This is a genomic window from Nocardioides salarius, from assembly GCF_016907435.1.
Taxonomy (GTDB): Bacteria; Actinomycetota; Actinomycetes; order Propionibacteriales; family Nocardioidaceae; genus Nocardioides; species Nocardioides salarius.
Window position 1 is genome coordinate 732,883 of the sequence record NZ_JAFBBZ010000001.1, and the last position, 26,821, is coordinate 759,703.

A 26,821-nucleotide genomic window follows, 5' to 3' on the forward strand; every position below is an offset into this window, starting at 1 on the left:
CTGGCTCGGTGCTGGATCAGTGCCGGCGGTCGACGTCGACGAAGTCGACGCGCGCCCCACCGCGACCGGCGAGCGCACCGACGACGGTGCGGAACGCCGAGGCGGTCCGACCGCCCCGGCCGATCACCTTGCCGAGGTCGTCGGGGTGGACCCGGACCTCGAGCACCGAACCTCGGCGCAGCTCCTTGTCGCGCACGCTGACGTCGTCAGGGTTGTCGACGATGCCGCGCACCAGGTGCTCCAGCGCCTCGGCGAGCATGGCGCTCAGCCCTCCGCCTTGGTCGCGTCGTCGGCGGTGGTCTCCGCCTCGGCGGCCGCAGCCGGCTCCTCGGCCCTGGCCTCGGACTTCTCGTCAGCCTTGGCGTCGGCCTTCTCGTCAGCCTTCTCGTCGGCCTTGGCGTCGCTCTTCTTGGCGGCCGACTTCTTGGTCGTCGCGGCGGCGCCGGACGAGCCGTGCGCCTCCTTGAGGGCCTCGTTGAAGATGTCGAGCTTGTCGCGCTTGGCGTCAGCGGTCTTCAGCGTGCCCTCGGCGCCCGGGAGGCCGTGGTACTTCTGGAAGTCACCGGTGATCTTGAGGATCGCGGCGACCGCGTCGCTGGGCTGCGCGCCGACGGAGAGCCAGTACTGCGCCCGGTCGGAGACGACGTCGATGTACGACGGGTCCTCCTTGGGGTGGTACTTGCCAATCTCCTCGATCACGCGACCGTCGCGCTTCTTGCGCGAGTCGACGACGACGATGCGGTACTGCGGCACCCGGACCTTGCCCAGGCGCTTCAAACGGATCTTGACGGCCACGGTTGTGGTGTCTCCTTGATGTCGTGTGTGGTGAGGACCGGGGCTCCAGGTGGGGACCGGGACACGATTCCTCGATGGGCTCCACGCGTCCGGTTGAGAGGGGCCGCACGCGCAGGACTCAGCGTGGAATGATGCCAGACCCGAGGGGGCCGGGAGAAATCGCCTGCCCCTCAGGCGACCACGCGCCCCCGCAGCACCACGCAGGCGGGCTCCCACAGCGCCGTCAGGTCCTGGGCCGGATCCCGGTCGTAGACCACGAAGTCGGCGCCGGCTCCCTCGACCAGCCCGTCGAAGCCCAGCCACTCACGCGCCTTCCACGACGCGGCGGCGAGCACGTCGGCGGCCGGCATCCCCAGCTGCGCCATCGCCAGCACCTCGCCGGCCAGGTGGCCGTGGCGCTGGGCGCCACCGCCGTCGCTGCCGACGTAGAGCGGGACACCGGCCTCGTGCGCCGACATCAGCACCTCGCGGCGGCGGGCGTGCAGCTGGTCCATGGTGGCGGCGTACGCCGGGAACTTCTCGCGGCCCTGGGCGGCGAACCCGGGGAACTTGTCGGTCTGCATCACCGTGGGCACCAGCGCGACCCCCGCGGCCGCCATCTGCTCGACCTGCTCGAGGGCGAGCCCGGTGCCGTGCTCGATGCAGTCGATACCCGCGTCGAGCAGGCCCTGCAGCGCCTCGTGGCCGAAGCAGTGCGCGGTCACCTTGGCTCCGTGGCGGTGCGCCACCTCGATGGCCTCGGCGAAGCTCTCCTGCGGGAACGAGGGCGCCAGGTCGCCGGCGTCGCGGGAGATCCAGTCCCCCACCAGCTTGACCCACCCGTCACCGGCCTGCGCCTCCTGCGCGACGTACGCCGACAGCTCGGCGGGCTCGACCTCGTGGGCGTAGCTGCGGATGTAGCGCCGGGTGCGCGCGATGTGGCGTCCGGCGCGCACCAGCCGGGGCAGGTCGTCGCGCTCGTGCACCCAGCGGGTGTCGGCGGGCGACCCGCAGTCGCGCAGCAGCAGGGCGCCGGCGTCGCGGTCGGCGAGGGCCTGGCCCTCGACCTCGTCGTCGCCCACGGCGCCGTGGTCCTCCATGCCCAGGTGGTTGTGCGCGTCGACGAGGCCCGGCACGATCCACCCGCGCGCGGCGGTCTCGGCACCGGGCTGGGCCTCGAAGGTGACCCGGCCGTCGACGACGTACAGGTCGCGGCTCTCGCCGTCGGGCAGGACCGGGCCGGTGAACTTCAGCGCGCTCATGCCCGCGAGGCTAACCGGTCGGCCGACGGGCCGAGGAGGCTCAGCCGTGGTCGAGCTTGTCGAGCTGGTCGAGCAGCCAGGTCGGGCCCACCACGGTGGCGCCGGTGGCGGAGACGTTGGCGGCCAGGGCCCGGTCGGCGGTCACGACCGTGACGGTGCAGCCGCGCTGGCCGGCGCGCTGGGCCTCGGACAGGATCGTCGCGTCACCCTCCTTGGGCGCGTGCACGATGCGCACGTGGGCGTCCTTGCCGGGCCGGGCGCCCCCGCGGGCACCGCCCTCGAGGACCATCACGATCTCGTCGCCGGGCACGTCGGCCACCAGCAGCGCCTCGTGCAGGCGCCGCGTCGCCGCGGCGCGGTCCTTCCACCAGCCGTCGGGACGGCTGCCGATCACGTTGGCCGAGTCGACCACCACCACGGACCTCACTTGAGGAACTTCGAGAAGTCCTTGGGCAGGTCGAGGTCGGCTGCCGCCTTCTCGTAGTCGACCGGCTCACCGCCCGGCGTGCCGAAGGGGGTGGCCGGCGCGGCCGCCGCCTTCTCCTTGGCCGCCTGCTCCTGCTGGGCGGCCTTGGCGGGGTTGCCCGAGCGCTTGGCGCCCTTGCCCTTCTTCTGCTGCGGCTTGGCCTTGCCGCGCTTGCCACCACCCATGCCGGGCATGCCCGGCATCCCCGGCATGCCGGGCATCCCGCCGCCTCGAGCCATCTGCATCATCATCTTGCGCGCCTCGAAGAAGCGGTCGACGAGCTGGTTGACGTCGGAGACCTGGCGCCCGCAGCCCTTGGCGATGCGGGAGCGGCGCGATCCGTCGATGAGCTTGGGGTTGGCCCGCTCGGCCGGTGTCATCGACTGGATGATCGCCTGGATGCGGTCGATCTCGCGCTCGTCGAAGTTCTCGAGCTGCTCGCGGAACTGCCCCATGCCGGGCAGCATCCCCATGATCTTCGACATCGAGCCGAGCTTGCGGACCTGCTGCATCTGCTCGAGGAAGTCGTCGAGGGTGAACTCGCCGCCCTGGCCGCTGAGCTTCTGCGCGGCCTTGAGCGCCTGCTCGGAGTCGAAGCTCTTCTCGGCCTGCTCGATCAGGGTCATCACGTCGCCCATGTCGAGGATCCGTGAGGCCATGCGGTCGGGGTGGAACAGGTCGAAGTCGGTCAGCTTCTCGCCGTTGGAGGCGAACATGACCGGCTTGCCGGTGATCGAGGCGATCGAGAGCGCGGCACCACCACGGGCGTCGCCGTCGAGCTTGGTGAGCACCACGCCGTCGTAGCCCACCCCGTCGAGGAAGGACTGCGCGGTGACGACGGCGTCCTGGCCGATCATCGCGTCGACGACGAAGAGCACCTCGTCGGGCGAGACGGCGTCGCGGATGTCGGAGGCCTGCTTCATCAGCTCGGCGTCGATGCCCAGGCGACCGGCGGTGTCGACGATGACGACGTCGTGCAGGGTGCGCTTGGCCTCCTCGATCGAGGCCTTCGCCACGCCCACCGGGTCGCCGACGCCGTTGCCCGGCTCGGGGGCGAAGACGGTCACGCCGACCCGCTCGCCGTTGACCTGCAGCTGCTTGACGGCGTTGGGGCGCTGGAGGTCGGCGGCCACCAGCATCGGCGACTTGCCCTGGTCCTTGAGCCACAGCGCCAGCTTGGCGGCCAGCGTGGTCTTGCCGGCGCCCTGGAGGCCGGCGAGCATGATCACGGTCGGGCCGCTCTTGGCGTAGCGCAGCCGGCGGGTCTCACCGCCCAGGATCGTCACGAGCTCCTCGTTGACGATCTTGATGATCTGCTGGGCCGGGTTCAGCGCGCCGCTGACCTCCTCGCCGCGCGCCCGCTCCTTGACGGCGCCGACGAACTCCTTGACCACCGGGAGGGCGACGTCGGCCTCGAGCAGCGCGATGCGGATCTCGCGCGCGGTCGCGTCGATGTCGGCCTCGGACAGGCGACCCTTCCCCCGGAGGTTCTTGAAGGTGTCGGCGAGCCGGTCGGACAGTGTGGCGAACAAGGGCGTCCCTCGGTGAGTCGGCGGAGCGTGGTGGAGGCTCCAGCCTACCGGGGCTCCACCGTGAGAGCCGCACGGACGGCGTGGGCGGCGTCGGCGGCCCGGGTCTCGGAGAGCGCGCCGGCGGCGGCCTCCTGCAGGTAGAACACGTCGACCGCCTGCGGACCGAGGGTCTCGACATGGGCCGAGCGCACCGCCACGTCGAGCTGGGCCAGCGCCGCGCAGACGCGGTGGACGACGCCGGGCTGGTCGGCGGCGCGCACCTCCAGCACCGTCGCGGTGCGCGAGGCGTCGGGGCGCACCTCCACGGTGGGCGCCAGGGCCCGGGGGTCGGGACGCAGCCGGCTGGCCGGGTCGACCCGGCCCTCGGCGATCGCCTCGTACCGCTCGCGCAGGTAGGGCACGTCGAGGCCCGGCTCGGCGACCTCCCAGACCGAGACGCTGTAGACCTCCTGGGCCCAGGCGCGCGCGGCACGCACGGGGATGCGCTGCAGGGCGAACAGGCCCGAGAAGTCGGCCAGCAGACCGACCCGGTCGGGGGCCATGGCGGTCACGCGGGTGCCGTCGGGGGTGGCCTCCACGGCGAAGTGGACCGCGCCGTTGCGCACCTCGCGCGGGATCTCCACCTCCTCGTCGGCGACCGGCGGCAGGCTGCGCCCGGTGTCGAGGGCGGTGTGCACCCGGCGCGAGAGCTCGACCACCAGGCCCGCCCTCCAGGTCGACCACGCCTGGGACGAGGCCGCCTTGGCGTCGGCCTCGGTCAGCGCGGTCAGCAGGGAGAGCGCCTCGGTCGAGCCCACCCGCGAGGCGACCCGCTCGATGGTGGCCGGGTCGTCGTGGTCGCGGGTGGTGGCGGTCTCGGCGAGCAGCAGGTGCCAGCGCACCAGGCCCGCGATCAGGTCGACCGAGGCCGGCTCGAAGCCCATCCGGGCCGCGATCTCCCGCGCGATCGGCTCCCCCGCCACGCTGTGCTCGGTCAGGCTGCCCTTGCCGATGTCGTGCAGCAGCGCCGCGACCATCAGCACGTCGGGCCGGTTGACCTGCCGGATCAGCGACGACGCCTCGATGCAGGTCTCGACGACGTGGCGGTCGACGGTGAAGCGGTGGATCGCCGAGGCGTGCGGCAGCAGCCGGATGCGCTCCCACTCGGGCAGCAGCCGCGGGAGCGCGCCTGTCTCCTCGAGCGTCTCCCAGACCGGCAGCAGGCCGCGCCCCGAGGCCAGCAGCCGCACCAGCTGCTGGCGCGCCTCGGTGGGCCACGGGTCGGGCAGGTCGGCGACCTCGCGGGCCAGCCGGGCCGCGGTCGGCGGGGCCAGGACGGCGTCCATCTCGGCGGCCGCCGCAGCGGCGCGCAGCAGCAGCACGGGGTCCTCGGCCGGCCGGGCCTTGCGGTCCAGGACGATCTCGCGCCCGGCGAGCGCCACGCCGCGGGCGATCGGGAACAGCGCCGGCTTGCGGGCGGTGCGCACCGAGACCGGGCGCGCCAGGAAGTCGTCGACGCGGCGCCAGCTCAGCCGCGACAGGTGGGTGATGCGCCGCCCCAGGGTGCGCACGTGCACCTGGGCGCTGCGCGCGTCGCTCATCCCCAGGCCGGTGGCCAGCTCGCTCCACATCTCGGGCTGGATGCGGTCGTTGGCCCGGCCGGCCCCGGCCTGCACCAGGTCGCGGACGTCGAGCAGCGCCTGGCGGCCACGCTCCAGGTCGGTGTGCGGCACGTCGACGAGCCAGGTGGCCACCAGTGCGCGCAGCACGGTCGCGTCGCGCAGGCCGCCCTCGGCCTCCTTCACGTCGGGCACCGACATGTGCGCCAGCTCGCCCACGAGCTCGTGGCGGGCGCGCACCAGCTCGCGCAGCGCGGGCAGGCGCTCGCGGGCGTTGCGACGCCACTGCGCCAGCACCGTGGCGCGCAGCCGCAGCGTCAGGTTCGCGTCACCGGCCAGGTGCCGCACGTCGAGCAGCCCGAGCGCGACCCGGAGGTCGGCCTCGGCCGCCGACAACATCTCGGGCAGCGCGCGCACCGAGTGGTCGATGGTGGTGCCGGAGTCCCACAGCGGGTACCAGACCCGCTCGGCGACCTCGCCTGCCTCCACGCCCTCGTCGAGCACCAGCACCACGTCGAGGTCGGAGTGCGGCGCCAGCTCGCGGCGGCCGTAGCCGCCCACGGCCACCAGCGCGGAGCCGACCTCGCCCCCGCCCGCCTTCTCGTACGCCGCCGCGCACAGCGCGTCCGCCTCGCTCGTGCGCTGCTCCCGCTCGGTGGCCGTCACATCGGTCTCCTGGGGTCGGGGTGCGGGTGGGAGCGGGGCTGGTGGTGGCCCCCGATCATGCCGGACGCGACGACGGCCCGGCCCACCGCAGGGGTGGACCGGGCCGTCGCGGCTCTCACGGGAGCATCACTGCGTGGCTGACGCCGTCGTTCACAGGGCCGCCGCGTCGCGGTCGCCGGTGCGCACCCGCACCACGCTGTCGACGGGGCTGGTCCACACCTTGCCGTCACCGATCCGGCCGGTCTGCGCGGCCTTGACGATGATGCCGGCCACGTCCTCGGCGTCGGCGTCGTCGACGACGATCTCGAGGCGGATCTTGGGCACCAGCGCGACGTCGTACTCCGCGCCGCGGTAGACCTCGGTGTGGCCCTTCTGGCGGCCGTAGCCGCTGACCTCGCTGACGGTCATGCCGGCGACGCCGAAGGTCTCGAGGGCCTCGCGGACGTCTTCCCACTTGTGCGGCTTGATCACCGCGGTCACGAGCTTCATGCGTGTGCCCCTTCCGTGCGGGTGGAGGGATCGGGCCTCGTGGCGGCGGCGAGCGCACCGCCGCTGCCGCTGGAGAGGCTGGTGTTCAGATCGTAGGCGGACTCGCCGTGCTGGTCGAAGTCGATGCCCTCGACCTCGGACTCCTCGTCGATGCGCCAGCCCATGGTGAACTTGATGGCCAGGGCGATCAGCAGGGTGACCACGCCGGACCAGGCGATCGCGACCAGGACACCGAGCACCTGGTCGACCAGGGAGCCGACGCCGCCGCCGTAGAACAGGCCGTCGACCGCGCCGCCGGCGATGTTGTCGCCCTCGCTGGAGGTGACCGAGAAGAGGCCGATCATCACGGTGCCGACGATGCCGCCGACCAGGTGGACGCCGACCACGTCGAGCGAGTCGTCGTACTTGAGCTTGAACTTCAGGCCCACGGCCCAGGCGCACAGCGCACCGGAGACCAGGCCGATGGCCAGCGCCCCGAGGATGTTGACCGCGCCGGCGGCGGGGGTGATGGCCACGAGGCCGGCGACGATGCCCGAGGCGGCACCCAGGGTGGTGGCCTTGCCGTGCAGCACCTTCTCCACCACGAGCCAGCCGATGATCGCGGCCATGGTCGCCAGGGTGGTGTTGGCGAAGGTCAGGCCGGTCTCGGCCAGGAACTGGTCGCTGGCGTCGAGGTCGTCGCTGAAGACGATCGAGCCGACGTTGAAGCCGTACCAGCCGACCCACAGCAGGGCGGCGCCCAGCATGGTCAGGGTCAGGTTGTGCGGGCGCATGGGCTCACGGCCGAAGCCGATCCGCTTGCCGATCACCAGGGCCAGCACCAGGCCGGCGACACCGGCGTTGATGTGCACCGCGGTGCCACCGGCGTAGTCCTGCGCACCGATCTGGGTGCAGATCAGGGCCGAGTCGGTGCAGCCGAAGACCATGTGGGCCAGCGGGAAGTACGACAGGGTCGCCCAGAGCGGCACGAAGACCAGCCAGGCCGAGAACTTCACCCGGTCGGCGATCGCGCCGCTGATCAGCGCAGTGGTGATCACCGCGAAGGTCAGCTGGAACATCATGAACGTGTAGCCGTCGTAGCCGACGCCGTCGAGGGCGAAGTTGGCGAACGGCGAGTTGAAGAACGTGTCGATGCCCCCCTCGCCGCTGAACACCATCGAGTAGCCCCACAGCACCCAGATGATGCCGACGATCGCCATGGCGGCGTACGACATCATCATCATGTTCAGCACCGACTTCGACCGCGTCATGCCGCCGTAGAAGAGCGCCAGGGCCGGGGTGGTCATCATCAGCACCAGCAGCGTGGCCACCAGCATGAACGCGTTGTAGCCGTCCACAGAACCTCCAAGATCAACTTCGAAGGACGCTCCCCCGGCCCCCGACGGCGGTGTCGGGTGCGGGGTGCGTCCCCATCAGTGCTGAGCCTGGCGACGACGTGTTTCAGGGTCCGGCGGGCGGTGTTACGCCGGGGCAACGAGTGGGCCGCCCGTGTTACGCCTCTGTGAACTCAGCCGCCGAGCAGGGCGTCGACGAAGGCGCCGGCGTCGAAGGGGGCCAGGTCGTCGGCGCCCTCACCGAGCCCCACGAGCTTCACCGGCACACCGAGCTCGCGCTGCACGGCGACCACGATGCCGCCCTTGGCCGAGCCGTCGAGCTTGGTCAGCACGATGCCGGTCACGTCGACGGCCTCGCTGAAGACGCGGGCCTGGATCATCCCGTTCTGGCCGGTGGTGGCGTCGAGCACCAGCAGCACCTCGGTGACCGGGGCCTGCTTCTCGACGACGCGCTTGACCTTGCCGAGCTCGTCCATCAGGCCCTGCTTGTTCTGCAGCCGGCCGGCGGTGTCGACGATGACGGTGTCGACACCCGTGCGCCGGCCCTCCTCCACGGCACGGAAGGCCACCGAGGCCGGGTCGGCGCCCTCCTCGCCCTTGACGGTCTCGACCCCGACCCGCTCTCCCCAGGTGCCGAGCTGCTCGACGGCGGCGGCGCGGAAGGTGTCGGCCGCGCCGAGCACCACGCTGCGCTCCTCGGCGACCAGGATTCGGGCGATCTTGCCGACGGTGGTGGTCTTGCCGGCGCCGTTGACCCCGACGACCAGCACCACGCCCGGCTCGTCGCCCTCGCCGCTCACGCGCAGCGCGCGGTCCATCGTCGGGTCGACCAGGGCCAGCAGCTCCTCGCGCAGCACCTCTCGCGGGTCGGCCGTGCCCTCCACCCGCAGCCGGGTGCGCAACCGCTCGACCAGCTCCTGGGTCGGGGCGACGCCGATGTCGGCGGTCAGCAGGGTGTCCTCGATGTCCTCCCAGGTGTCCTCGTCGAGCCGCTCGCGCGAGAGCAGGGCCAGCAGCCCGCGACCCAGCGCGCCCTGCGAGCCGGCGAGGCGCTGGCGCAGCCGCACCAGGCGCGAGGCGGTGCCCTCGGGACGCTCGACGGGCGGCGCGACCGGCTCGGCGGGCGCCTCCGGCTCGACCGGGGCCTCGGGCTCGATCGTCGCCGGCGGCGAGCTGAGCTCGACCGGCGGCGCCTCCGGGTCGGCGGTGGGGGTGCCGAGGACGTCGGTGTGGGTGTCGGGCAGCGGGCCCGGCTTGCGGCGCCGGGTGACGACGAGGCCGGCGACGGCGCCCACGAGGGCGACACCGACGACGGCGATGACGAGGATCACGAGGGCGAGGGTCTCCATGGCCCTCATCCAACCACCCGGGACGACCCCGGCCTCAGCCGGTCAAGGGCGCTGCTGGTCGTCCCCGTGGTCGTGCCCGTGGTCGTGCTCGTCGTCGTCCTGGCCCAGGGTGCGCACCGAGCCGCGGGCCCGGCGCATCGTCTGCTCGAGCCAGCCCCCGGAGCCCGCCTGGTCGCCGCGGTGGGGGACGGCGACGTAGTAGAGGACCAGGGCGGCCAGGACCACGATGACGACCATGGCGACGACGATCGAGAGCACGAGGGATCTCCGAGGGGGGAAGGGGGGAACGGGGGTGGAGCACCCCACGGTGGCACACCCCCGGCTACTGGCCCCCGCCCACGCGCAGGAGCGGCTCGACTGCGGCGCGGATCACGTCGGGCATGGGGGTGACGCGGCGTGCCGGGTCGGTGTTGTCGACGTAGACGTGCACGAAGCGGCCCTCGGCGGCCGCCTCGTCGCCGTCGCCCTGGAAGAGCCCGATGCGGTAGACCACCGACGAGGAGCCGACCCGGTCGACCACGAGGCCCGTCTCGACGGGCGCCGGGAAGCCGATCTCACGGAAGTAGCGGCACGAGGTCTCGGCTACTACGCCGATCTGCGGCAGCGAGCGCACGTCGACGCCGGAGGCCTCGTAGAGGTGGGCGTTGACGGCGGTGTCGAACATCTCGTAGTAGGTGGCGTTGTTGAGGTGCCCGTAGGCGTCGTCGTCGCGCCAGCGCGTCGTGACCGTGCGCCAGGCGACGTAGTCGCCACGGGTCGGTCGGGCCGGCCGGCCCGGGCTGTCGGCAGGATCGGGGCGGTTGCTCACACGGGCTCCGTCTCTCGCAGGCGCTGGCTGATGACGGCCGAGACGCCGTCGCCGCGCATGGTCACGCCGTAGAGGGCGTCGCCGACCTCCATGGTGCGCTTCTGGTGGGTGATGACGAGCAGCTGCGAGTTCTCGCGCAGCTCCTCGTAGATCTCGAGCAGCCGGCCCAGGTTGGTGTCGTCGAGCGCGGCCTCGACCTCGTCGAGGATGTAGAAGGGCGAGGGACGGGCCTTGAAGAGCGCCACCAGGAAGGCCACCGCGACCAGGGAGCGCTCGCCGCCCGAGAGCAGCGAGAGCCGCTTGACCTTCTTGCCGGGCGGGCGGGCCTCGACCTCGATGCCGGTGGTGAGCATGTCGTCGGGGTCGGTGAGCACCAGGCGGCCCTCGCCACCCGGGAACAGCCGCGCGAAGGTCGCGTCGAAGGCCTTCTCGACGTCGGCGTAGGCCTGGCGGAAGACCTGCTCGACCCGGTCGTCGACGTCCTTGACGATGTCGAGGAGGTCCTTGCGGGTGCGGCGCAGGTCCTCGAGCTGCTCGGTGAGGAACTTGTGGCGCTCCTCCATGGCCGAGAACTCCTCGAGCGCGAGCGGGTTGACCTTGCCGAGCATCGCCAGGGCCCGCTCGGCCGACTTGAGCCGCTTGCGCTGCTCCTCGCGCACGAACGGGACCGCGGCCGGGGTGCCCTCGGGGGCGTCGTCGGCGACCTCCTGCGGCACCGGCTGGTGCGGGCCGTAGTCGGCGACGAGCGAGTCGGGCTCGACGCCCACCTCGTCGAGGGCGCGCTCCTCGAGCTGCTCGATGCGCATCCGCTGCTGGGCGCGTGCCATCTCGTCGCGGTGCACCGAGCTGACCAGCTCCTCGTGGTCACGGGCCAGGTCGCGCAGCCGTGACCGCACCTCGCGCAGCCCCTCCTCGCGCTCGCGCCGGGCCTCCTCGACCGCCGCGCGGTCGTCGGCCGCCAGCTGCACCGAGACCTCGAGCCTCGCCAGGGCCCAGGCCACCGCCGTGGCGACCGCCTCGGCGGCCCGGCCCTCGCGCAGCAGCCGGTCGCGGCGCTCCGCGGCCCGGGCCCGCTGCTCGCGCTCCTTGGCAGCCGCCCGCAGCAGCGAGTCGGCCCGCCCGTGCACCGCTCGCGCGCGCTCCTCGGCGGTGCGCAGCGCCAACCGGGCGTCCATCTCGGCCTGGCGCGCGGCGCGGGAGGCCTCGACCAGGCGCTCGCGCTCGGCGGTGTCGGGCTCCTCCTCGGGAGCCTCCTGCGCCCGGGCGAGCCGCGCCTCGAGGTCGGCCAGACCGGCGACGGCATCGACGCTCGCCTGCTCGGCCCGGGCGATCGCCTGCTCGACGCGCTCGGCCTCGGCGCGAGCCGACCGGGCCTGGGAGCCGTGCTGGCCGAGCTCCTCGGCGACGGCCGCCAGCGTCGCGTCGGACTCGTGCAGCCGCGCCAGCGCGACGTCGACACGCTGTTGGACGTCGTGGCGGCGCGCCTCGAGCCGCGAGGTCTCGAAGCCGGCCCGCTCGCTGGCCGCGACCGCCTCCGCCAGCGCCGCCGCGGCCTCGTCGACCGCGGCCTGCACCTCGATCAGGCTGGGTTGCGCGCTGGAGCCACCGGCCACCAGGTGCGCCCCGACCACGTCGCCCTCGCGGGTGACGGCGCCGAGCGCCGGGTCGGCCCCGACGAGGCGGCGCGCGGTGGCCAGGTCGTCGACGACGGCGACGCGGTCGAGGAGCCGGGTCAGCGCGGGCCGGAGGCCGGGTGGGCAGTCCAGCACCTCGACGGCGTACGCCGCTCCCGCGGGCAGGTCGGGCCAGCCCTCGGGCCCGGGCAGCCCGGGGCCGTCGGCGAGCAGCATGGCGGCGCGACCCAGGTCGTCGCTCTTGAGCCGCTCCACCGCGGCCAGGGCGTCGTCGGCGCCCCCGACGGCCAGGGCGTCGGCGTGCGGGCCGAGCGCCGCCGCGACGGCCGCCTCGTAGCCGGGGCGCACGGTCAGCAGCGAGGCGAGCGAGCCCAGCAGACCGGCGACCTGGTCGCTGCCGAGCAGCGCCCCGGCTCCGTCCTTGCGGTTCAGCCCCATCTCCAGCGCATCCTTGCGGGCGGCCAGCGTGTGCCGGTCGCGGTCGGCGGCCTGCGCGCGTTCGCGCACCTGCGCCAGCAGGGCCTCGACCTCGTCGAGCTCGTCGACCGCCTGCTCGTGCTCGGCGTCGAGGCCCTCCTCCCCCGCGTCGAGGCCCGCGACCCTGGTCTCCAGGGCGGTGAACGCCTTCTGGGCGCGCTCGGCCCGCTCGAGGGCCTCCTCGCGACTGTGCCGCAACCGCCCGACCTCCTCGTCGGCCGCGGCAGCACGCGACCTGAGCGCGTTGACCTGGCCGTGCAGGCGCGCGAGACCCTCACGCCGGTCGGCGGCGGCACGCTGCAGCGCCGCGATGCGCCGTTCCTCCTCGGCGGCGGCGTCCTCGGCGGCCTTGCGCGCCGTGACGGCCTGCTCGAGGCCCGTGCGACGGGTGTCGACCTCGGCGCCGGTGCGCTGCTCCTGCTCGCGGGCCCGGGCGGCCTCGGCCTCCAGGTCGGCCGGGTCGCGCCCGCTCGCCGTCTCGACCTCGGTGGAGGCCGCGGCGTTGCGCACCCGCTCGGCCGCCAGCGACTGGGTGCCGCGCAGCCGTTCGCGCAGGCCGGTCAGTGCGTACCAGGTGTCCTGGGCCGCCGCGAGCACCGGCAGGTCCTCGCGCAGCGCCGCCTCCAGCGCGCCCTCCAGCTCGCGGGCCTGCGCGGTGGCCTTCTCGACCTCCTCGCGGCGTTGCAGCAGCACCGACTCGTCGGCCATCTCCTGCTCCAGCGTGGTGCGCGCGGCGACCAGGTCGTCGGCCAGCAGCCGGGCCCGGGCGTCGCGCACGTCGGCCTGCACCGTGGCGGCGCGCCGTGCCACCTCGGCCTGGCGTCCCAGCGGCTTGAGCTGTCGGCGGATCTCGCTGAGCAGGTCGTTGAGCCGGTGCAGGTTGCCGTCGGTGGAGTCGAGCTTGCGCAGCGCCTTCTCCTTGCGCTTGCGGTGCTTGAGGACCCCGGCGGCCTCCTCGATGAAGCCGCGCCGGTCCTCGGGCGTGGCGTGCAGGATCTGGTCGAGCTGCCCCTGGCCGACGATGACGTGCATCTCGCGCCCGATGCCCGAGTCGCTGAGCAGCTCCTGGACGTCGAGCAGGCGGCAGGTCTGGCCGTTGATGGCGTACTCCGAGCCCCCGGAGCGGAACATCGTGCGGCTGATCGTGACCTCGGCGTACTCGATCGGGAGGGCGCCGTCGGTGTTGTCGATGGTCAGCAGCACCTCGGCACGGCCCAGGGGCGGGCGGCCGGAGGTGCCGGCGAAGATGACGTCGTCCATCTTGCCGCCGCGCAGGCTCTTGGCGCTTGCCTCGCCCATCACCCAGGCCAGCGCGTCGACCACGTTGGACTTGCCCGAGCCGTTGGGGCCCACGATGCAGGTGATGCCCGGCTCGAGCTGCAGGGTCGTCGAGGAGGCGAAGGACTTGAACCCTTTGAGGGTCAGGCTCTTCAGGTACAACGCAGGGGCCCTTCCGCCGAGGTGGGCCTCAGGCTACCCCTGGGCGCGCCGGCGCCGCAGGAGCAGCGCGCCGGCCGTCGCGGCCCCGACGAGACCCAGCGGCAGGGCGTTCGCGGCGGCCCGGTCGGAGACCGAGACCCCGGCGGTGGCCGCGGTGGGCGGCTCGGCGCCCCGGCCGTCGCCCGGCACGTCGACGGCGTACACGTCGAGACCGCGCACCAGGTCGATGCTGTAGACCAGGTTGGTGCGCTCGTCGGTACGGCGGCCGCGGGCGTCGTAGACCGGCGCCCACATGGCGTCCCAGACCTCCGAGAGGCCCCACACGGCATGGGCGTGGGTGCGGATGCGACGCGGGTCGCTGACGTCGAGCACCTGGGTGCCGCCGCCGTAGAAGCCGGCCGCGACCAGGCCGCCGGGGCGGTAGTCGAACCAGTGCGAGGAGCAGAACGCGCCCCGGGGCAGCGGGAACGTGCCGAGGTCGGAGAGCTCGACCTTGTCGAGCGGCACGATCCGCCCCGGCTTGCCGTTGAGCCGCTTGACCCACCAGGTCTGGAACGAGCCGGCCAGCGAGCAGTCGGTCTGCTCGTAGTCCTCCTCGGTCACCAGCAGCACGTTGCCTCGGCGCAGCGAGGGCTTGCGGCCGGGCTTGAACCGCTCGGCGTGCGGGCGGAAGGCGTTGTGCAGGATGAAGTCGTTCCAGCCCTCGTGGTCGGGGTCGACGCCCTGGCCGGCCTTGCCGGTGGTGGTCAGCACCCGCGGGCGGCGCGGCTTCGAGACGTCCCACATCGAGGCGCCGTTCCAGCCGGTGTGGGTGCCGATGCCGGCTGCGTCGAAGTTCCACTTGTGCCCGCCCGTGGGCGTCGCGAAGGGCTGCACGCCGGGCGTGGAGCGGTCGGAGTCGACCTCGACCGGGTTCTCGAGGTCGCGCAGGTCGAAGATCGAGAACGTGGAGCGTCCGCCGGCGGAGTAGGCGTAGCGGCACCTGGTGTCGTCGACGCAGGCCACGGTGTGCGTCGAGGTCGTGCCCGGGGCCCGCGAGAGCACGGTGGGCGTGGCCGGGTCGGTCACGTCGACGACCACGAGCTCGCCGCCACCGACGTTGACGTGCTCGATGTCGCCGGGCGAGGCCTGCACGAGGTCGACGCCGACCAGCGCGAAGCGGCGGGTGCCGTCGCCGGTGCGGCGTTCTCCGCAGGTCATCGCCTCGTTCTCGAACATCACGCTGGGCAGCACGCCGGTGAGCTCGGGTCGGGCGGGGTCGGAGACGTCGAAGACCCGCAGGGAGTCCAGGCCGCTGGTCACGAAGAGCGGCGCGGTGGCGGTGAAGCAGCCGGAGATGCCGACCTGGCCGGGGTCGCTGTCGACCTGGGCGATGTTCCGGCTCGAGACCAGCGAGGCGGTCGTGCCGGGCTGGGCGGCGGCCCGCTCGAGCATCTGGCGCCGGACCTCGCCAGGGTCGCCGGGGCCCCCGGCCAGGGCCGGGGCGGTGATGCCGAGGGAGGTCAGCGCGAGGGCGGCGGCGCAGAGCACGCCGGGGAGGAGCCGGGGACGACGGGTCATGTCGACCCAACGACCAGGGGGCCCCGCGGTCACGGCGCCGCGCGGGTCGCGCTCAGGCGGGCTGCATCTCCTGCAGGTCCTGCATCTCCTCGCGCAGTCCCTGCTCGGCAAGGTGCTCGGCCACCTGGGCGCTGAGCCGGTCGTTCTCCGCGCACAGGCGCAGGACGAGGGCCTCGAGCTCGCCGACACGCGCCCGCAGGCGGGCGTTGTCGGCGCTGAGGCGGGGGTCGAGCAGGTCGCTGCTGCGGTAGCCGATCAGCGCCTTGGCCATGGGGGTCACTCCAGTGCGGGTGGGAAGTAGGGGGCGGGTCCGGACATGCGTCCGGACCGTCTTCAAGAGTCCCACCAGGCGCCCCCGGGGTCAATCGGGCGGGGCGACCACGGGGGCGGGCACCCGCCGGCGCCGCGGCGCCGGCTGGCAGCGCGGGCAGAAGTAGGAGGAGCGGTTCATGAAGGCGATCCGGCGGATGGGGGTCCCGCAGCGGTCGCAGGGCTCGTCGGCGCGCCCGTAGGCGTGCAGCGAGCGGTCGAAGTACCCGGACTCGCCGTTGACGTTGACGTAGAGGGCGTCGAAGGACGTGCCGCCCTGGGCGAGCGCGTCGCGCATGACGTCGCGGGTGTGCCCGAGCAGTGCGAGCACCTGGGCCCGGCTCAGCCGCTCCCCCGGTCGCTCGCCGTGGATGCCGGCGCGCCACAGGGCCTCGTCGGCGTAGATGTTGCCGACGCCCGAGACCAGGTTCTGGTCGAGCAGCTGCCGCTTGATCCCGGACGCGCGCCGGCGCACCCGCGTGGCGAGCTCGTCGTCGTCGAAGAGCGGGTCGAGGGGGTCGCGCGCGATGTGCGCGATCTCGGGCGGCAGCTCGGCTCCCCCGGTGGAGATCGACAGGCCTCCGAACATCCGCTGGTCGACGAAGTGCAGGTGCCGGGAGTCGGCGGCGCCGTCGAGGCGGATGCGCACCCGCAGGTGCTTCTGCGCCACCGCGCCCGCCGGCTGCACGAGCATCTGGCCGCTCATCCCCAGGTGGGCCAGCAGGGCGTCGCCGTCGTCGAGCGGCAGCCACAGGTACTTGCCGCGGCGCCGGGCGCCGGTGATGGTGCGCCCGGTCAGGGCCGCGGCGAACCCCTCGGGCCCGCGCTCGTCGCGGCGCACCGGACGCGGGTGCAGCACGTCGACGCCGGTGACCCGCGCGCCCACGACGTGGCGCTCGAGCCCGGCGCGCACCACCTCGACCTCGGGGAGCTCGGGCACCGGTGCCTACGAGCCGCCGGTGCCGGTGCCGGACTTGCCCGCGGCGGCGTTGCCGGCGGCGGCCTCGGCCGCGGTCTCGGCGGGGTCGGTGACACCGAGGCGGTCGGCGATCTCGCCGTACGCCGTCTCGGCGGCGGCCTGCTCGGCCTCCTTCTTCGACCGGCCGGTGCCGTTGCCGTAGAGGTCGTCGCCCACGCGGACCTGGGCGGTGAAGGTCTTCTGGTGGTCCGGGCCGCTGTCCTCGATGACGTACTCGGGGACGCCCAGGCCGTGCTCGGCCGAGAGCTCCTGCAGCGAGGTCTTCCAGTCGAGGCCGGCACCGAGCGCCGAGGCGGCCTCGATCAGCGGGTCGAAGAGGCGGTGCACCACCGCGGCGGAGTTCTCGATGCCTCCGCCGGAGAGGTGCACGGCCCCGATGACCGCCTCGACGGTGTCGGAGAGGATGGAGGCCTTGTTGCGCCCACCCGTGCTCTCCTCGCCACGACCGAGCTTGACGTGCTCGCCCAGGCCGATGCCGCGACCGACCCCGGCCAGCGCGCGGGCGTTGACCACGGCGGCCCGCAGCTTGGCCAACCGGCCCTCGGAGAGGTCCGGGTGGGTCAGGTACAGCGTCTCGGTCACGACGACGCCGAGCACCGAGTCGCCCAGGAACTCCAGGCGCTCGTTGGTCGGCAGGCCGCCGTTCTCGTAGGCGAAGGACCGGTGCGTGAGCGCGCGGTCCAGCAGCTCGGGGTCCAGCTGCGGATCCCCGAGCGCTGCTCGCAGCTCGGCGTAGTCGTTCAGGGCGTCAGCGGTCTCAGAGGACCTGACGACGGTCGGCCTTGGCGCCGTACTGGCCGCACGCGCCGCACGCGCGGTGCGGGAGGTGCTTGGCACCGCACGCGGGGTTCGCGCAGGTCACCAGGGTCGGGGCCGTGGCCTTCCAGGCCGAGCGACGGTGACGGGTGTTGCTGCGCGACATCTTCCGCTTCGGGACAGCCACTGTTTTCTCCTCGTTGCGAGGCCGGGATCGCTCCACGGCCTGGGGTGGTCTTGCTGGTGGGTCTGCTACTTCTCGTCCGGCTCGTCCTGCGCCAGGGCGGCCAGGCCGGCCCAGCGCGGGTCGATCGGTTCGTCGTGACCGTGGTCGGGGTCCCCGGCCAGTCGCGCCCCGCACTCGGGGCACAGACCGGGGCAGTCCTCGGTGCACAGGGGCTGGAACGGCAGCGTGAGCACCACCGCGTCCCTCAGCTGGGGCTCGAGGTCGAGAAGGTCGTCCTCGAGCCGGCTGACCTCGTCGTCCTCGTCGTGGGAGGTCTGGTGCTCGGCGTAGACGTACAGCTCCTGGAAGGGGACCTCGACGTCGTCGTGGATCTCCTCCAGGCACCGTGCGCACTCACCGACGAGCCCGGCTCGCGCCGTGCCCGTGACCAGGACTCCCTCCATGACCGCCTCGAGCCGCAGGTCGATGTCGACCGGCGAGCCCTCGGGGACAAGGAGGACGTCGATGCCCAGATCCGCCGGCGCCGGCACCGACAGCGTCACCTCACGCTGGGACCCCGGGCGACGGCCGAGCTCGCGGGTGTCGAGCACGAGCGGCGCTCTCGGGTCCAGGCTGGTCAGGGGATCACTTCCGGGTCCGGGCACGAACAGATCAGCGGGAAGCGTAGCCCTCGGGGGAACGCCGGGGCAAAACGCGCCGCCCTCATCCGCGCTGCTCCGCGATGCGTGCGGTGAGCCGCGCGTGCACGAAGTCGGGCACCAGCGTCGAGACGTCGCCACCGAAGGTCGCGACCTCCTTGACCAGGCTCGAGGCCAGGAAGGAGTACTCGGGGCTGGTGGGCACGAAGACGGTCTCCACCTCGGTCAGCGAGGAGTTCATCTGCGCCATCTGCAGCTCGTAGTCGAAGTCGCTCACCGCGCGCAGGCCCTTGACGATGGCGTGGATGCCGTGCTCGGCGCAGTAGTCGGTGAGCAGGCCCTTGAAGCCGTCGACGCGCACGTTGTCGAAGTCGGCGCAGGCCTCGGTGAGCATGGCCATCCGCTCCTCGGGCGAGAACATCCGGTTCTTGGACTTGTTCACCCCGACCGCGACGACGACCTCGTCGAAGAGCGAGGCCGCTCGCCGCACGATGTCGATGTGCCCGTTGGTGACGGGGTCGAAGGACCCCGGGCAGACGGCTCGACGCACTACTGCTCCCCCGCTCCTGGTGCCGGTGCGACCGGCTCGGCTGCTGTCTCCCCGGGCTCGTCCACGGGCGCGTGGGCCGACCACAGGGTCGTCTCACCGTACTTGCGCGAGCGGACCTCGACGAAGCCGGCCGGGAACGCCGGCTCGGGGCTGCGTCGCGACCGCTCCACGACGACCAGCGCGTCGGGCACCAGCCAGCCCTGCGAGACCAGTGCGGCGAGGTCGGCGGCCAGGTCCTCCTCCGACAGCGGGTAGGGCGGGTCCATGAAGACCACGTCGTACGGCGCGACGGGCGCCCGGCCCAGCGTCGCCGCCACCGGCGCCGCGAGCACCTCGGCGCGGGGGAAGCCGAGGGTGCGCGCGTTGGTCGCGATCAGCCCGGCGGTGCGCCGGTCGGACTCGACCAGCGTCGCCACCCCGGCCCCGCGCGAGAGCGCCTCGAGGCCGACCGCGCCCGAGCCGGCGTACAGGTCGAGGAAGCGCAGCCCGTCGAGCGAGCCGGTCGCGGCCTCGATGGAGGAGAACAGTGCCTCCCGGACCCGGTCGGCGGTGGGCCGGGTAGCGGTGCCGGGCGGGGTGCTCAGGCGGCGTCCGCCGGCGCTGCCGCCGATGATGCGCGTCATGGGGCGCGATCCTACGAGCGGTCGACGAAGTCGGCGGCCACCGACCGCTCGAGGCGCTCGACCGCCGCGGCCAGGGCGGGTGCGCCGCCGAGGTCGGGGTCGCTCTCGAGCAGGTCGCCGGCCGCCCTCCGGGCGGCGAGGATCGTCTCCTCGTCGCGCAGCACCCGCAGGGTGCGCAGCGAGGACTGGTAGCCGGACTGGTGGGCGCCGAGCACGTCGCCCTCGCGGCGCTGCTCTAGGTCGACCCTGCTGAGCTCGAAGCCGTCGGAGGTCGCCGCGACCGCCTCGAGCCGGCCGCGCGCCGGGCTGCCGGCCTCGGTGTGCGTGACGAGCAGGCACAGCCCCGGGTGCCCGCCCCGCCCCACCCGGCCGCGCAGCTGGTGCAGCTGGGAGACCCCGAAGCGGTCGGCGTCGAGGAGCACCATGGCGGTGGCGTTGGCGACGTCGACGCCGACCTCGATCACCGTGGTGGAGACCAGCACGTCGACCTCGCCGCCGGCGAAGGATCGCATCGTGGCGTCCTTGACGTCGGGGGTCAGCCGCCCGTGCAGCACGGCCAGCCGAAGCCCGCCCAGCGGCCCCTGGCGCAGCTCCTCGACGACCTCCTCGACGGCGCTGAGCGGACGGTCCGTGCGCTCCTCCACGGGCACGTCGCCCTGGCCGGCCTCGGGCTCGTCACCGGCGATGCGCGGGCACACGACGTAGACCTGGTGGCCTGCCGCGACCTCCTCCCGCACCCGCTGCCAGACCCGGTCGACCCAGTGCGGGGCCTCGGCGACGGGCACGACCGTCGTCTGCACCGGCGCCCGCCCGGCGGGCAGCTCGGTGAGCGTGGAGATCTCCAGGTCGCCGAAGACCGTCATCGCCACCGTGCGCGGGATGGGGGTGGCGGTCATCACCAGCACGTGCGGCGGGGTGCCGGCCTTGTCGGTGAGGGCGGCACGCTGCTCGACCCCGAAGCGGTGCTGCTCGTCGACGACGACGAGGCCGAGGTCGGCGAAGCCCACACGGTCCTCGAGCAGAGCGTGGGTGCCGATCACGATGCCGGCCTCCCCGGAGGCCAGCCGCGACATCGGGCCGGTGCGCTGGGTCTTGGTCATCGACCCGGTCAGCAGCTCCACCGCGGTCGCCTCGTCGGCCCCGCCCAGCAGGCCGCCGGCGGCGAGGTCGCCGAGCATGGCGGTGATCGAGCGGTGGTGCTGCTGGGCCAGCACCTCGGTCGGCGCGAGCAGCGCGGCCTGCGCCCCGGAGTCGACGACCCGCAGCATCGCGCGCAGCGCCACCAGCGTCTTGCCCGAGCCCACCTCGCCCTGCAGCAGCCGGTTCATCGGCCGCTCGCGCGCCAGGTCGGCGTCGATCTCGCCGCCCACCTCGACCTGCCCGCTGGTCAGCTCGAAGGGCAGGCGCGCGTCGAAGGCGTCGAGCAGCCCGCCGCTGCGACCGGCCCGCGGGCGGGCGCCGAGGGCGGCCAGGGCCCGGCGACGACGCGCGAGCACGAGCTGGGTGACGATCGCCTCGTCGAAGCGCAGCCGCTGCAGCGCCCGGGTGACCTGACCGTGGCCCTTCGGGTGGTGCACCCACTCCAGGGCGGTGCCCGCGTCGACGAGCCCGGCCTGCACGCGCACGTGCTCGGGCAGCAGCTCGGGCACCTCGTCGAGCACCGCCAGCGCGAAGGTGACCGCCCGCTGCAGGTCCCAGGTGTCGACGCCCTTGGTGAGGGGGTAGATCGGGTAGAGGTCGCCGAGGGTCTCGAGCGAGAGCTGGGCGGCGTCCTCGCCCTCGGTGCCCATCAGCACCATCTGCGGGTTGGTCAGCTGCCAGTCGTTGTTGAAGCGCCCGACCTTGCCCTGGAAGATGCCGCGCCGTCCCTCGGGCAGCCGCCGCTCGTGCCAGTCGGCCATGTGCGGCTTCTTGGCGAAGAACGACATCCGCAGGCTCGGGCCGTCGGTGCGCAGCACCGTGTCGACGCGGTAGGCCGTGCGTCCGGTGCGGCGGTCGGTGTACTCGCGCCGGCGGGTCTGGCCGATCTGGCCCACCACGGTGAGCAGCTCGCCCTCCTCGAGGGAGTCGACCGTCGTCAGCTCGCCGGTGCGCACGTAGCGGCGGGGCAGGTGGTGCACCAGCTCTCCCACGGTGCGCAGCCCCAGGCCCTTGACGATCTTGGGGGCCTTGGTGCCGGTGTCGCCCAGCACGGTCTCGACCGGCGAGTCCATCGAGATCACCGCCGCACCTCCTCGTTCACTCCACCGCCAGCAGGAGCGGGTAGCGCTCCTGCCCCCCGTCGTACACCACGGCGTCGACATAGGGGTGGTGCTCGGCGAGCCACGCGGTGCAGTGCTCGGCGAGGGCTCCGTCGGGGTCGTCGGCGCCCGAGACGATCGTGACGAGCTCGCCGCCGCCGACCACGAGCCGCTCGAGCACCTCGGTGGCCACCTCGGCCAGCGCCGAGCCGACGACCGCGAAGTCGCCCGCGACCACGCCGAGGGCGTCGCCCGGCTCGCACGGCCCGGCCATCGTCATCGCCTGGCGTGCCGCCACCGTGACCGCGCCGTGGCGGGCGTGGCGGGCGGTCGCGGTCATCTCGAGCACGTCGGCGTCGAAGCCGCGCCCGGGCTCGTGCACCGCGAGCGCGGCCAGGCCCTGCACCTGCGCCTGGGTCGGGATCACCGCGACCCGGACCCCGGTGTCCTGGGTGGCCGTCGAGGCCGCGACCTGGGCGGCGCGCACCGAGTCGCCGTCGTTGGGCAGCACCACCACCTCCTGCGCGCCGCAGCCGGTGATGGCCCCCAGCAGGTCGCCGGTGGAGGGGCGCCGGCCCGGTCCGCCCTCGACGACCACGGCGCCCGCCTCCCCGAAGAGCGCGGAGAGACCGGGCCCGGCGGAGACGACGACCACGCAGCGGCCCTCTCGCGGGCGGGCCGCCTCCCGCTCCTGCTGGGCGGCCTGCTGGGTGAGCTGGTCGTGGAAGTGGGTGACGCGGATGCGGTGCGGCCGACCGGCCTCGATGCCGGCCTCGATGGCCGCGCCGACGTCGTCGACGTGCACGTGCACGTTCCACAGGCGCTCGTCGCCGACCACCACCAGGGAGTCGCCCAGCCCCGCGAGCCGCTCGCGCAGCGCGGGGACCCGCTCGGCGTCGGTGTCGAGCAGGTACATCACCTCGTACGACGGCCCGCCGGGCGTCAGGTCGGCGCCCGGCGGCTGGCCGGCACCGGTCGTCGGGGTGGTGACGGGGATCGCGTGCCGGCCGATGCGCGGCAGCACCGCCTCGGGCCGGCGCCCGGTCAGCGCGGTCTCGGCGGCGTCGAGGACCACGCTCAGCCCCCGCCCACCGGCGTCGACGACACCGGCGTCGGCGAGCGCCTGCAGCTGACCGGGGGTGCGCGCCAGGGCGGCCCGCGCCGCCTCGGCGGCCCCGGTGAAGACGTCGCGCGTGCGCGCCGCGGGGTCCTCGCGCGTCGCCTCGGCGGCCTCGGCCGCGGCCCGGGCCACCGTGAGGATGGTGCCCTCCACCGGCGTGCCCACGGCGGCGTACGCCGCGTCGGCGGCCAGGCGCAGCGCCTCGGCGAGCACCTCGGCGTTGCGCTCCTCCGGGGCCGAGCGCGCCAGGCGGCGGGCGATGGCGCGCATCATCTCGCTCAGGATCACCCCGGAGTTGCCGCGCGCGCCGAGCAGCGCACCGCGGCTGAAGGCCGCCAGCGCCTCGCCGAGGTCGGCTCCCGGGTCTCCCCCGGTGGCCTCGCGCACGGCGTCGCGCGCCGCGGAGACCGTCAGGTACATGTTGGTGCCGGTGTCGCCGTCGGGCACGGGGTAGACGTTGAGGGCGTCGATCTCCTCGCGGGCGGCGCCCAGGGCGTCCACGGCGATGTCGACGAAGAGCAGCACGACCTCGAGGCTCACCCCGCGTCCGGTCGGTCCCACTGGCTCCACGGGGCGACACGTTAGTGTGCTGGCGGCGGGTGCGGGTCCCCGAACGGCTACGTTCGACCACGATCGGCCGCGATTGGCCGAGCGCCGGGCCCCTCGGATACTCTGATGCGGTTGCCCGGAGCACCCGGGCCCTCGACTCGTTCGGCTGTGCACGGACAGTTGTGCACATCATTTCGTCCCAACCTCGATCCTTCAGGAGTTCACGGTGGCTGCCGTCTGCGACATCTGCGCCAAGAAGCCTGGCTTCGGCAACAACCGGCCGTGGTCGCGCAAGATCACGAAGCGCCGCTTCGACCCCAACATCCAGCGCGTGCGTGCCACCATCAACGGCACCCCCAAGCGCCTCAACGTCTGCACCGGCTGCCTGAAGGCGGGCAAGGTCTCGCGCTGACCTCCCCCTGATCCGCCGTCGGACGGCCGTCACCCCACCGGGGTGGCGGCCGTTCGTGCGTCAGAAGTGGGTCCAGCCGGTCTCGCCCCTCCAGGGGGCGCCGTCGACGGTGACGCCCTCCCCCTCGCGCACCTCGCCGATGACCGACCAGCCCTCGGGCAGGGTGGTGCCCGCGGGGAAGGTCGCCAGCAGCGCGTGGTCGTCGCCGCCCGAGAGCACGAACGAGACCGGGTCGACCCCGCCCAGCGCCGCGGCCACCGCGTGCAGCGGCTCGGGCACGTCGAGCGCGTCGGTGCGCACGTCGATGGCCACCCCCGACGAGACCGCCAGGTGCGTCGCCTCGGCCAGCAGCCCGTCGGAGACGTCGATCATCGCGGTGGCGCCCGCCTCGGCGGCGGCCGGCCCGGCGTCGTACGGCGGCTGGGGGCGGCGGTAGGCCTCCACCAGCACCCGCGGGGAACGGAACCCGCGCCCCAGGACCGCCAGACCGCCGGCCGCCCATCCCTGGCGACCGGCCAGCGCGAGCACGTCGCCGGGCTCGGCGCCCGAGCGGACCACCGGGGCGACGGTGCAGGCACCCATCACGGTCACCGCGACGACGACCTGGTCGGCCCGGGTGAGGTCGCCGCCCACGATGCTGGCGCCGACCAGCGCGCACTCGTCGGCGAAGCCCTGGGCGAAGTCCAGGGCCCACTGCGCCTCCAGGTCGGCGGGCGCGGCCAGGCCGATGGTCAGCGAGCCGGCCCGCCCGCCCATGGCGTTGATGTCGGAGATGTTCTGCGCAGCGGCGCGGTGGCCCACGTCGGCGGCTCCCGCCCAGTCGCGGCGGAAGTGCCGGCCCTCGACCATCAGGTCGGTGGAGACCACGACGTGGCCGGTGCGCACCCGTAGGACCGCGGCGTCGTCGCCCGGGCCGATGAGCACCTGCTCGCCCTGCTCGAAGCGGCTGGTCAGGGCTGAGATCAGCCCGAACTCGCCGATGTCGGCGAGGGTCGCCGTGGGGTCCAGGGGCGGGTCGGTGGGGGGCGTGGCAGGCATGTGCCCATCCCACCAGACGGCGCCCCCGCCACCGGTGACGACGCACCCGGCCCGCTCGGGCGGGGAAGGTCCCAGGCCCGCAGTGACCCTGCGGACGCCAGCAGGTAGGTTGTCGCCGACACATCCGGGTGACGTGTCCGCGGCAACGGAGCCGTGCCGACAACCCTTGAGGAGCAACACGATGGTCGTCCAGGCCTACATCCTGATCCAGACCGACGTCGGCAAGGCCGCGGAGGTCGCGGCCGAGATCGCTCAGGTCAAGGGCGTGACCCTCGCCGAGGACGTCACCGGCCCCTACGACGTGATCGTGCGCGCCGAGGCCCGCAACGTCGACGAGCTCGGCAAGCTGGTCGTCTCGAAGGTCCAGAACCTCGACGGCATCACCCGCACCCTGACCTGCCCCGTCGTCCACATCTGAGTCGACCGACGTGACCGTCCCGGTCGCGCCCGGTCGCAGCGCGTCCCGACGCCCCGCCCCCGTGAGGAGGCGGGGCGTCGTCGCTGCCGGCGTACTCGCCCTGCTGCTGGGCGGCTGCGGGGGCCCGGTGGAGGTCGCCACCCCCGCGCTCGACGCCGAGGCAGCGGCGACCTGCGAGAGCTTCCTCGCCGCACTGCCCGACGAGCTGGCCGGCCTGGAGCCGCGTGCGGTCTCCCCCGCCGACGCGCCCGCCCGCGCCTGGGGCGACGGCCTGGTGCTGACCTGCGGGGTCGAGGAGCCGCCGGGCTTCCGGCAGCTGATCACCCCGTCGTGCGACGAGATCGTCGGGGTGGGCTGGTTCTTCCCGCCCGCCCAGCTCGAGAGCGAGGACGGCCCCGTCACCGGCACCACCATCGGCTACCGCCCCCGGATCGAGGTCGTGGTGCCCGAGGACTACCGGGGCGGGGTGTCCTTCGCCGCGCTCTCCGAGCTCGCCGCACCGGTGAAGGCGCACCTCGAGCTGGTCCAGCGCTGCCAGTGAGTGTCCGGGCCCCTGGCCGGATGTGGGACGCTCGTCCCATGAGCGAGGAGCAGCTGCCCGGTCCTGTCGCCGTCATCGCCGGCGGCCTGAGCCACGAGCGCGACGTGTCCCTGGCCAGTGGCCGCAACCTGGTGCGCGAGCTGCGCGCCGTCGGGGTGGAGGCCGAGGCCTACGACTTCGACCGCAACCTGCTGCACACCCTCGAGCAGCACAAGGTGGTGGCGGCCGTCCCGGCCCTGCACGGCCACTTCGGCGAGGACGGCGAGATCCAGACCCTCCTCGAGCTGATCGACCTGCCCTACGTCGGCACCAGCAGCCGGGCCTGCCGGGTCGCCCACGACAAGGGCACCGCCCGCGAGCTGCTGCGCCGCGCCGGCATCGAGGTGCCCGAGAGCGTCGGCCTCTCCGCACAGACCTTCCGCGACATCGGCGCCAGCGCGCTGATGGAGCACGTGATGCACCGCCTCGGCGAGCGCGTGGTGGTCAAGCCCACCCGCTGCGGCAGCGCCCTGGGCGTCACCGGCGTCGACGGCCTGGGCGCGCTGCCCTCCGCGCTGGTGACCGCCTACGCCTACGGCGACGACGCGCTGGTCGAGCGCTTCTACGACGGCACCGACGTCAGCGTGGTGTGCGTCGAGACCGACGCGGGCGTCGAGGCGCTGACCCCGGTGGCGGTGGAGTACGAGAAGGGCCACGAGTTCGACTTCGACGCCCGCTACACCGCCGAGTTCGTCTCGTTCTCGCGTCCCGACCTGCCCGAGGAGCTGATCGAGGACCTCGGCCGCACCGCCCGCGAGGCGCACCGGGTCCTGGGGCTGCGCCACCTCTCGCGCTCCGACTTCATCGTCTCGGCCGACGGCTCCCACGTGCTGCTGGAGACCGCCATCACCCCGGGCACCACCGAGACCTCGGTGATGCCGTTCGCCTGCACCCTCTCGGGCACCAGCCTCGGCCAGGTCGTCCTCGACCTGGTCCGCCGCGCCCTGCCCTGACCCGGCGCAGATCTCACGCTGACCCGGCGCAGATCGCCCGCCGAGCCGGCTCGAATCTTCGGCATCGGGCACCGCCGGAG

General features: G+C 73.7%; 27 protein-coding genes. 4 read left to right on the top strand and 23 right to left on the bottom strand.

Features of this window, described 5'->3' with window-relative positions:
* Nucleotides 1-16: 16 nt before the first annotated feature.
* From JOE61_RS03590 to JOE61_RS03695, 22 genes are all read right to left on the bottom strand, one after another.
* On the bottom strand, nt 17-259 hold the full coding sequence (locus JOE61_RS03590; protein WP_193667955.1) for an RNA-binding protein: 243 nt from the start codon (nt 257-259) through the stop codon (nt 17-19).
* A gap of 5 nt (nt 260-264) precedes the next feature.
* Nucleotides 265-795 carry a 30S ribosomal protein S16 gene (rpsP, locus tag JOE61_RS03595; RefSeq protein ID WP_193667954.1) on the bottom strand — a complete coding sequence of 177 codons (531 nt, stop codon included), beginning with the start codon at nt 793-795 and terminating at the stop codon, nt 265-267.
* A gap of 170 nt (nt 796-965) precedes the next feature.
* Nucleotides 966-2,036 (bottom strand): amidohydrolase family protein, encoded by a 1,071-nt coding sequence (locus tag JOE61_RS03600; protein ID WP_193667953.1) that lies wholly within the window; start codon nt 2,034-2,036, stop codon nt 966-968.
* Nucleotides 2,037-2,076: 40 nt separating this feature from the next.
* Nucleotides 2,077-2,463, bottom strand: coding sequence for an NYN domain-containing protein (locus JOE61_RS03605; RefSeq protein WP_193667952.1), 387 nt, complete (start codon nt 2,461-2,463; stop codon nt 2,077-2,079).
* Nucleotides 2,460-4,034 carry a signal recognition particle protein gene (gene ffh, locus JOE61_RS03610; protein WP_193667951.1) on the bottom strand — a complete coding sequence of 525 codons (1,575 nt, stop codon included), beginning with the start codon at nt 4,032-4,034 and terminating at the stop codon, nt 2,460-2,462. Before ffh ends, JOE61_RS03605 begins: the two co-directional genes overlap by 4 nt.
* A gap of 44 nt (nt 4,035-4,078) precedes the next feature.
* A complete protein-coding gene (locus tag JOE61_RS03615; protein ID WP_193667950.1) occupies nt 4,079-6,298 on the bottom strand; it encodes a [protein-PII] uridylyltransferase in 2,220 nt (739 codons plus the stop codon).
* Nucleotides 6,299-6,448: 150 nt separating this feature from the next.
* The gene (locus tag JOE61_RS03620; RefSeq protein WP_193667949.1) at nt 6,449-6,787 is read right to left on the bottom strand and encodes a P-II family nitrogen regulator; all 339 of its coding nucleotides are present in this window, start codon (nt 6,785-6,787) and stop codon (nt 6,449-6,451) included.
* Nucleotides 6,784-8,124, bottom strand: coding sequence for an ammonium transporter (locus JOE61_RS03625; protein ID WP_307822787.1), 1,341 nt, complete (start codon nt 8,122-8,124; stop codon nt 6,784-6,786). Before JOE61_RS03625 ends, JOE61_RS03620 begins: the two co-directional genes overlap by 4 nt.
* Before the next feature lie 170 nt (nt 8,125-8,294).
* Entirely contained in the window at nt 8,295-9,470 is a 1,176-nt protein-coding gene (gene ftsY / locus JOE61_RS03630) for a signal recognition particle-docking protein FtsY (protein ID WP_193667948.1), read from the bottom strand.
* Between the two features lie 42 nt (nt 9,471-9,512).
* Complete coding sequence (locus JOE61_RS03635) at nt 9,513-9,728, bottom strand: hypothetical protein (protein ID WP_193667947.1); 216 nt, start codon at nt 9,726-9,728, stop codon at nt 9,513-9,515.
* Nucleotides 9,729-9,792: 64 nt separating this feature from the next.
* A complete protein-coding gene (locus tag JOE61_RS03640) occupies nt 9,793-10,278 on the bottom strand; it encodes an acyl-CoA thioesterase (RefSeq protein ID WP_193667946.1) in 486 nt (161 codons plus the stop codon).
* Nucleotides 10,275-13,829: a chromosome segregation protein SMC gene (gene smc / locus JOE61_RS03645; protein WP_193667945.1), complete on the bottom strand. Its 3,555-nt coding sequence runs from the start codon at nt 13,827-13,829 to the stop codon at nt 10,275-10,277. Before smc ends, JOE61_RS03640 begins: the two co-directional genes overlap by 4 nt.
* A gap of 33 nt (nt 13,830-13,862) precedes the next feature.
* Nucleotides 13,863-15,389 (bottom strand): LVIVD repeat-containing protein, encoded by a 1,527-nt coding sequence (locus tag JOE61_RS03650; protein WP_193667944.1) that lies wholly within the window; start codon nt 15,387-15,389, stop codon nt 13,863-13,865.
* Between the two features lie 52 nt (nt 15,390-15,441).
* Nucleotides 15,442-15,660: a hypothetical protein gene (locus tag JOE61_RS03655; protein ID WP_193667943.1), complete on the bottom strand. Its 219-nt coding sequence runs from the start codon at nt 15,658-15,660 to the stop codon at nt 15,442-15,444.
* 90 nt (nt 15,661-15,750) lie between these two features.
* A complete protein-coding gene (gene mutM, locus JOE61_RS03660; RefSeq protein ID WP_193667942.1) occupies nt 15,751-16,638 on the bottom strand; it encodes a bifunctional DNA-formamidopyrimidine glycosylase/DNA-(apurinic or apyrimidinic site) lyase in 888 nt (295 codons plus the stop codon).
* Between the two features lie 6 nt (nt 16,639-16,644).
* Entirely contained in the window at nt 16,645-17,514 is an 870-nt protein-coding gene (gene rnc, locus JOE61_RS03665; protein WP_193667941.1) for a ribonuclease III, read from the bottom strand.
* A complete protein-coding gene (gene rpmF, locus JOE61_RS03670) occupies nt 17,435-17,620 on the bottom strand; it encodes a 50S ribosomal protein L32 (protein WP_193667940.1) in 186 nt (61 codons plus the stop codon). The genes rnc and rpmF overlap by 80 nt, the downstream gene beginning before the upstream one ends.
* Before the next feature lie 65 nt (nt 17,621-17,685).
* Nucleotides 17,686-18,210 carry a YceD family protein gene (locus tag JOE61_RS03675; protein ID WP_307822789.1) on the bottom strand — a complete coding sequence of 175 codons (525 nt, stop codon included), beginning with the start codon at nt 18,208-18,210 and terminating at the stop codon, nt 17,686-17,688.
* A gap of 112 nt (nt 18,211-18,322) precedes the next feature.
* Entirely contained in the window at nt 18,323-18,808 is a 486-nt protein-coding gene (coaD, locus tag JOE61_RS03680) for a pantetheine-phosphate adenylyltransferase (protein ID WP_193667939.1), read from the bottom strand.
* Nucleotides 18,808-19,431, bottom strand: coding sequence for a 16S rRNA (guanine(966)-N(2))-methyltransferase RsmD (gene rsmD, locus JOE61_RS03685; protein WP_193667938.1), 624 nt, complete (start codon nt 19,429-19,431; stop codon nt 18,808-18,810). The genes coaD and rsmD overlap by 1 nt, the downstream gene beginning before the upstream one ends.
* Before the next feature lie 11 nt (nt 19,432-19,442).
* Nucleotides 19,443-21,644, bottom strand: coding sequence for an ATP-dependent DNA helicase RecG (locus tag JOE61_RS03690; protein ID WP_193668024.1), 2,202 nt, complete (start codon nt 21,642-21,644; stop codon nt 19,443-19,445).
* A 25-nt stretch (nt 21,645-21,669) separates the two neighbouring features.
* The gene (locus JOE61_RS03695) at nt 21,670-23,361 is read right to left on the bottom strand and encodes a DAK2 domain-containing protein (protein WP_307822790.1); all 1,692 of its coding nucleotides are present in this window, start codon (nt 23,359-23,361) and stop codon (nt 21,670-21,672) included.
* A 205-nt stretch (nt 23,362-23,566) separates the two neighbouring features.
* On the opposite strand from JOE61_RS03695, the gene rpmB reads away from it, so the two are divergent.
* The gene (rpmB, locus tag JOE61_RS03700; RefSeq protein ID WP_165229619.1) at nt 23,567-23,752 is read left to right on the top strand and encodes a 50S ribosomal protein L28; all 186 of its coding nucleotides are present in this window, start codon (nt 23,567-23,569) and stop codon (nt 23,750-23,752) included.
* A gap of 60 nt (nt 23,753-23,812) precedes the next feature.
* Here the strand turns inward: rpmB and JOE61_RS03705 are convergent, their stop codons facing one another.
* A complete protein-coding gene (locus JOE61_RS03705) occupies nt 23,813-24,760 on the bottom strand; it encodes a thiamine-phosphate kinase (RefSeq protein ID WP_227491475.1) in 948 nt (315 codons plus the stop codon).
* Nucleotides 24,761-24,971: 211 nt separating this feature from the next.
* On the opposite strand from JOE61_RS03705, the gene JOE61_RS03710 reads away from it, so the two are divergent.
* The 3 genes from JOE61_RS03710 to JOE61_RS03720 all read left to right on the top strand — a co-directional run bounded on the left by JOE61_RS03710 (nt 24,972) and on the right by JOE61_RS03720 (nt 26,741).
* Entirely contained in the window at nt 24,972-25,208 is a 237-nt protein-coding gene (locus JOE61_RS03710) for an Lrp/AsnC family transcriptional regulator (protein ID WP_107771615.1), read from the top strand.
* A 61-nt stretch (nt 25,209-25,269) separates the two neighbouring features.
* The gene (locus JOE61_RS03715; protein ID WP_193667936.1) at nt 25,270-25,749 is read left to right on the top strand and encodes a DUF3515 family protein; all 480 of its coding nucleotides are present in this window, start codon (nt 25,270-25,272) and stop codon (nt 25,747-25,749) included.
* 38 nt (nt 25,750-25,787) lie between these two features.
* Nucleotides 25,788-26,741: a D-alanine--D-alanine ligase family protein gene (locus JOE61_RS03720; RefSeq protein WP_193667935.1), complete on the top strand. Its 954-nt coding sequence runs from the start codon at nt 25,788-25,790 to the stop codon at nt 26,739-26,741.
* Nucleotides 26,742-26,821 lie beyond the last annotated feature (80 nt).

What these genes read in the sequence shown, in the direction of transcription:
- JOE61_RS03690 (WP_193668024.1), bottom strand. Translation starts at nt 21,644, where the DNA reads ATGGACTCGCCGGTCGAGACCGTGCTGGGCGACACCGGCACCAAGGCC.
- ftsY (WP_193667948.1), bottom strand. Translation starts at nt 9,470, where the DNA reads ATGGAGACCCTCGCCCTCGTGATCCTCGTCATCGCCGTCGTCGGTGTC.
- JOE61_RS03710 (WP_107771615.1), top strand. Translation starts at nt 24,972, where the DNA reads ATGGTCGTCCAGGCCTACATCCTGATCCAGACCGACGTCGGCAAGGCC.
- JOE61_RS03720 (WP_193667935.1), top strand. Translation starts at nt 25,788, where the DNA reads ATGAGCGAGGAGCAGCTGCCCGGTCCTGTCGCCGTCATCGCCGGCGGC.
- JOE61_RS03620 (WP_193667949.1), bottom strand. Translation starts at nt 6,787, where the DNA reads ATGAAGCTCGTGACCGCGGTGATCAAGCCGCACAAGTGGGAAGACGTC.
- JOE61_RS03655 (WP_193667943.1), bottom strand. Translation starts at nt 15,660, where the DNA reads ATGGCCAAGGCGCTGATCGGCTACCGCAGCAGCGACCTGCTCGACCCC.
- JOE61_RS03590 (WP_193667955.1), bottom strand. Translation starts at nt 259, where the DNA reads ATGCTCGCCGAGGCGCTGGAGCACCTGGTGCGCGGCATCGTCGACAAC.
- JOE61_RS03650 (WP_193667944.1), bottom strand. Translation starts at nt 15,389, where the DNA reads ATGACCCGTCGTCCCCGGCTCCTCCCCGGCGTGCTCTGCGCCGCCGCC.
- rsmD (WP_193667938.1), bottom strand. Translation starts at nt 19,431, where the DNA reads ATGACGCGCATCATCGGCGGCAGCGCCGGCGGACGCCGCCTGAGCACC.
- JOE61_RS03600 (WP_193667953.1), bottom strand. Translation starts at nt 2,036, where the DNA reads ATGAGCGCGCTGAAGTTCACCGGCCCGGTCCTGCCCGACGGCGAGAGC.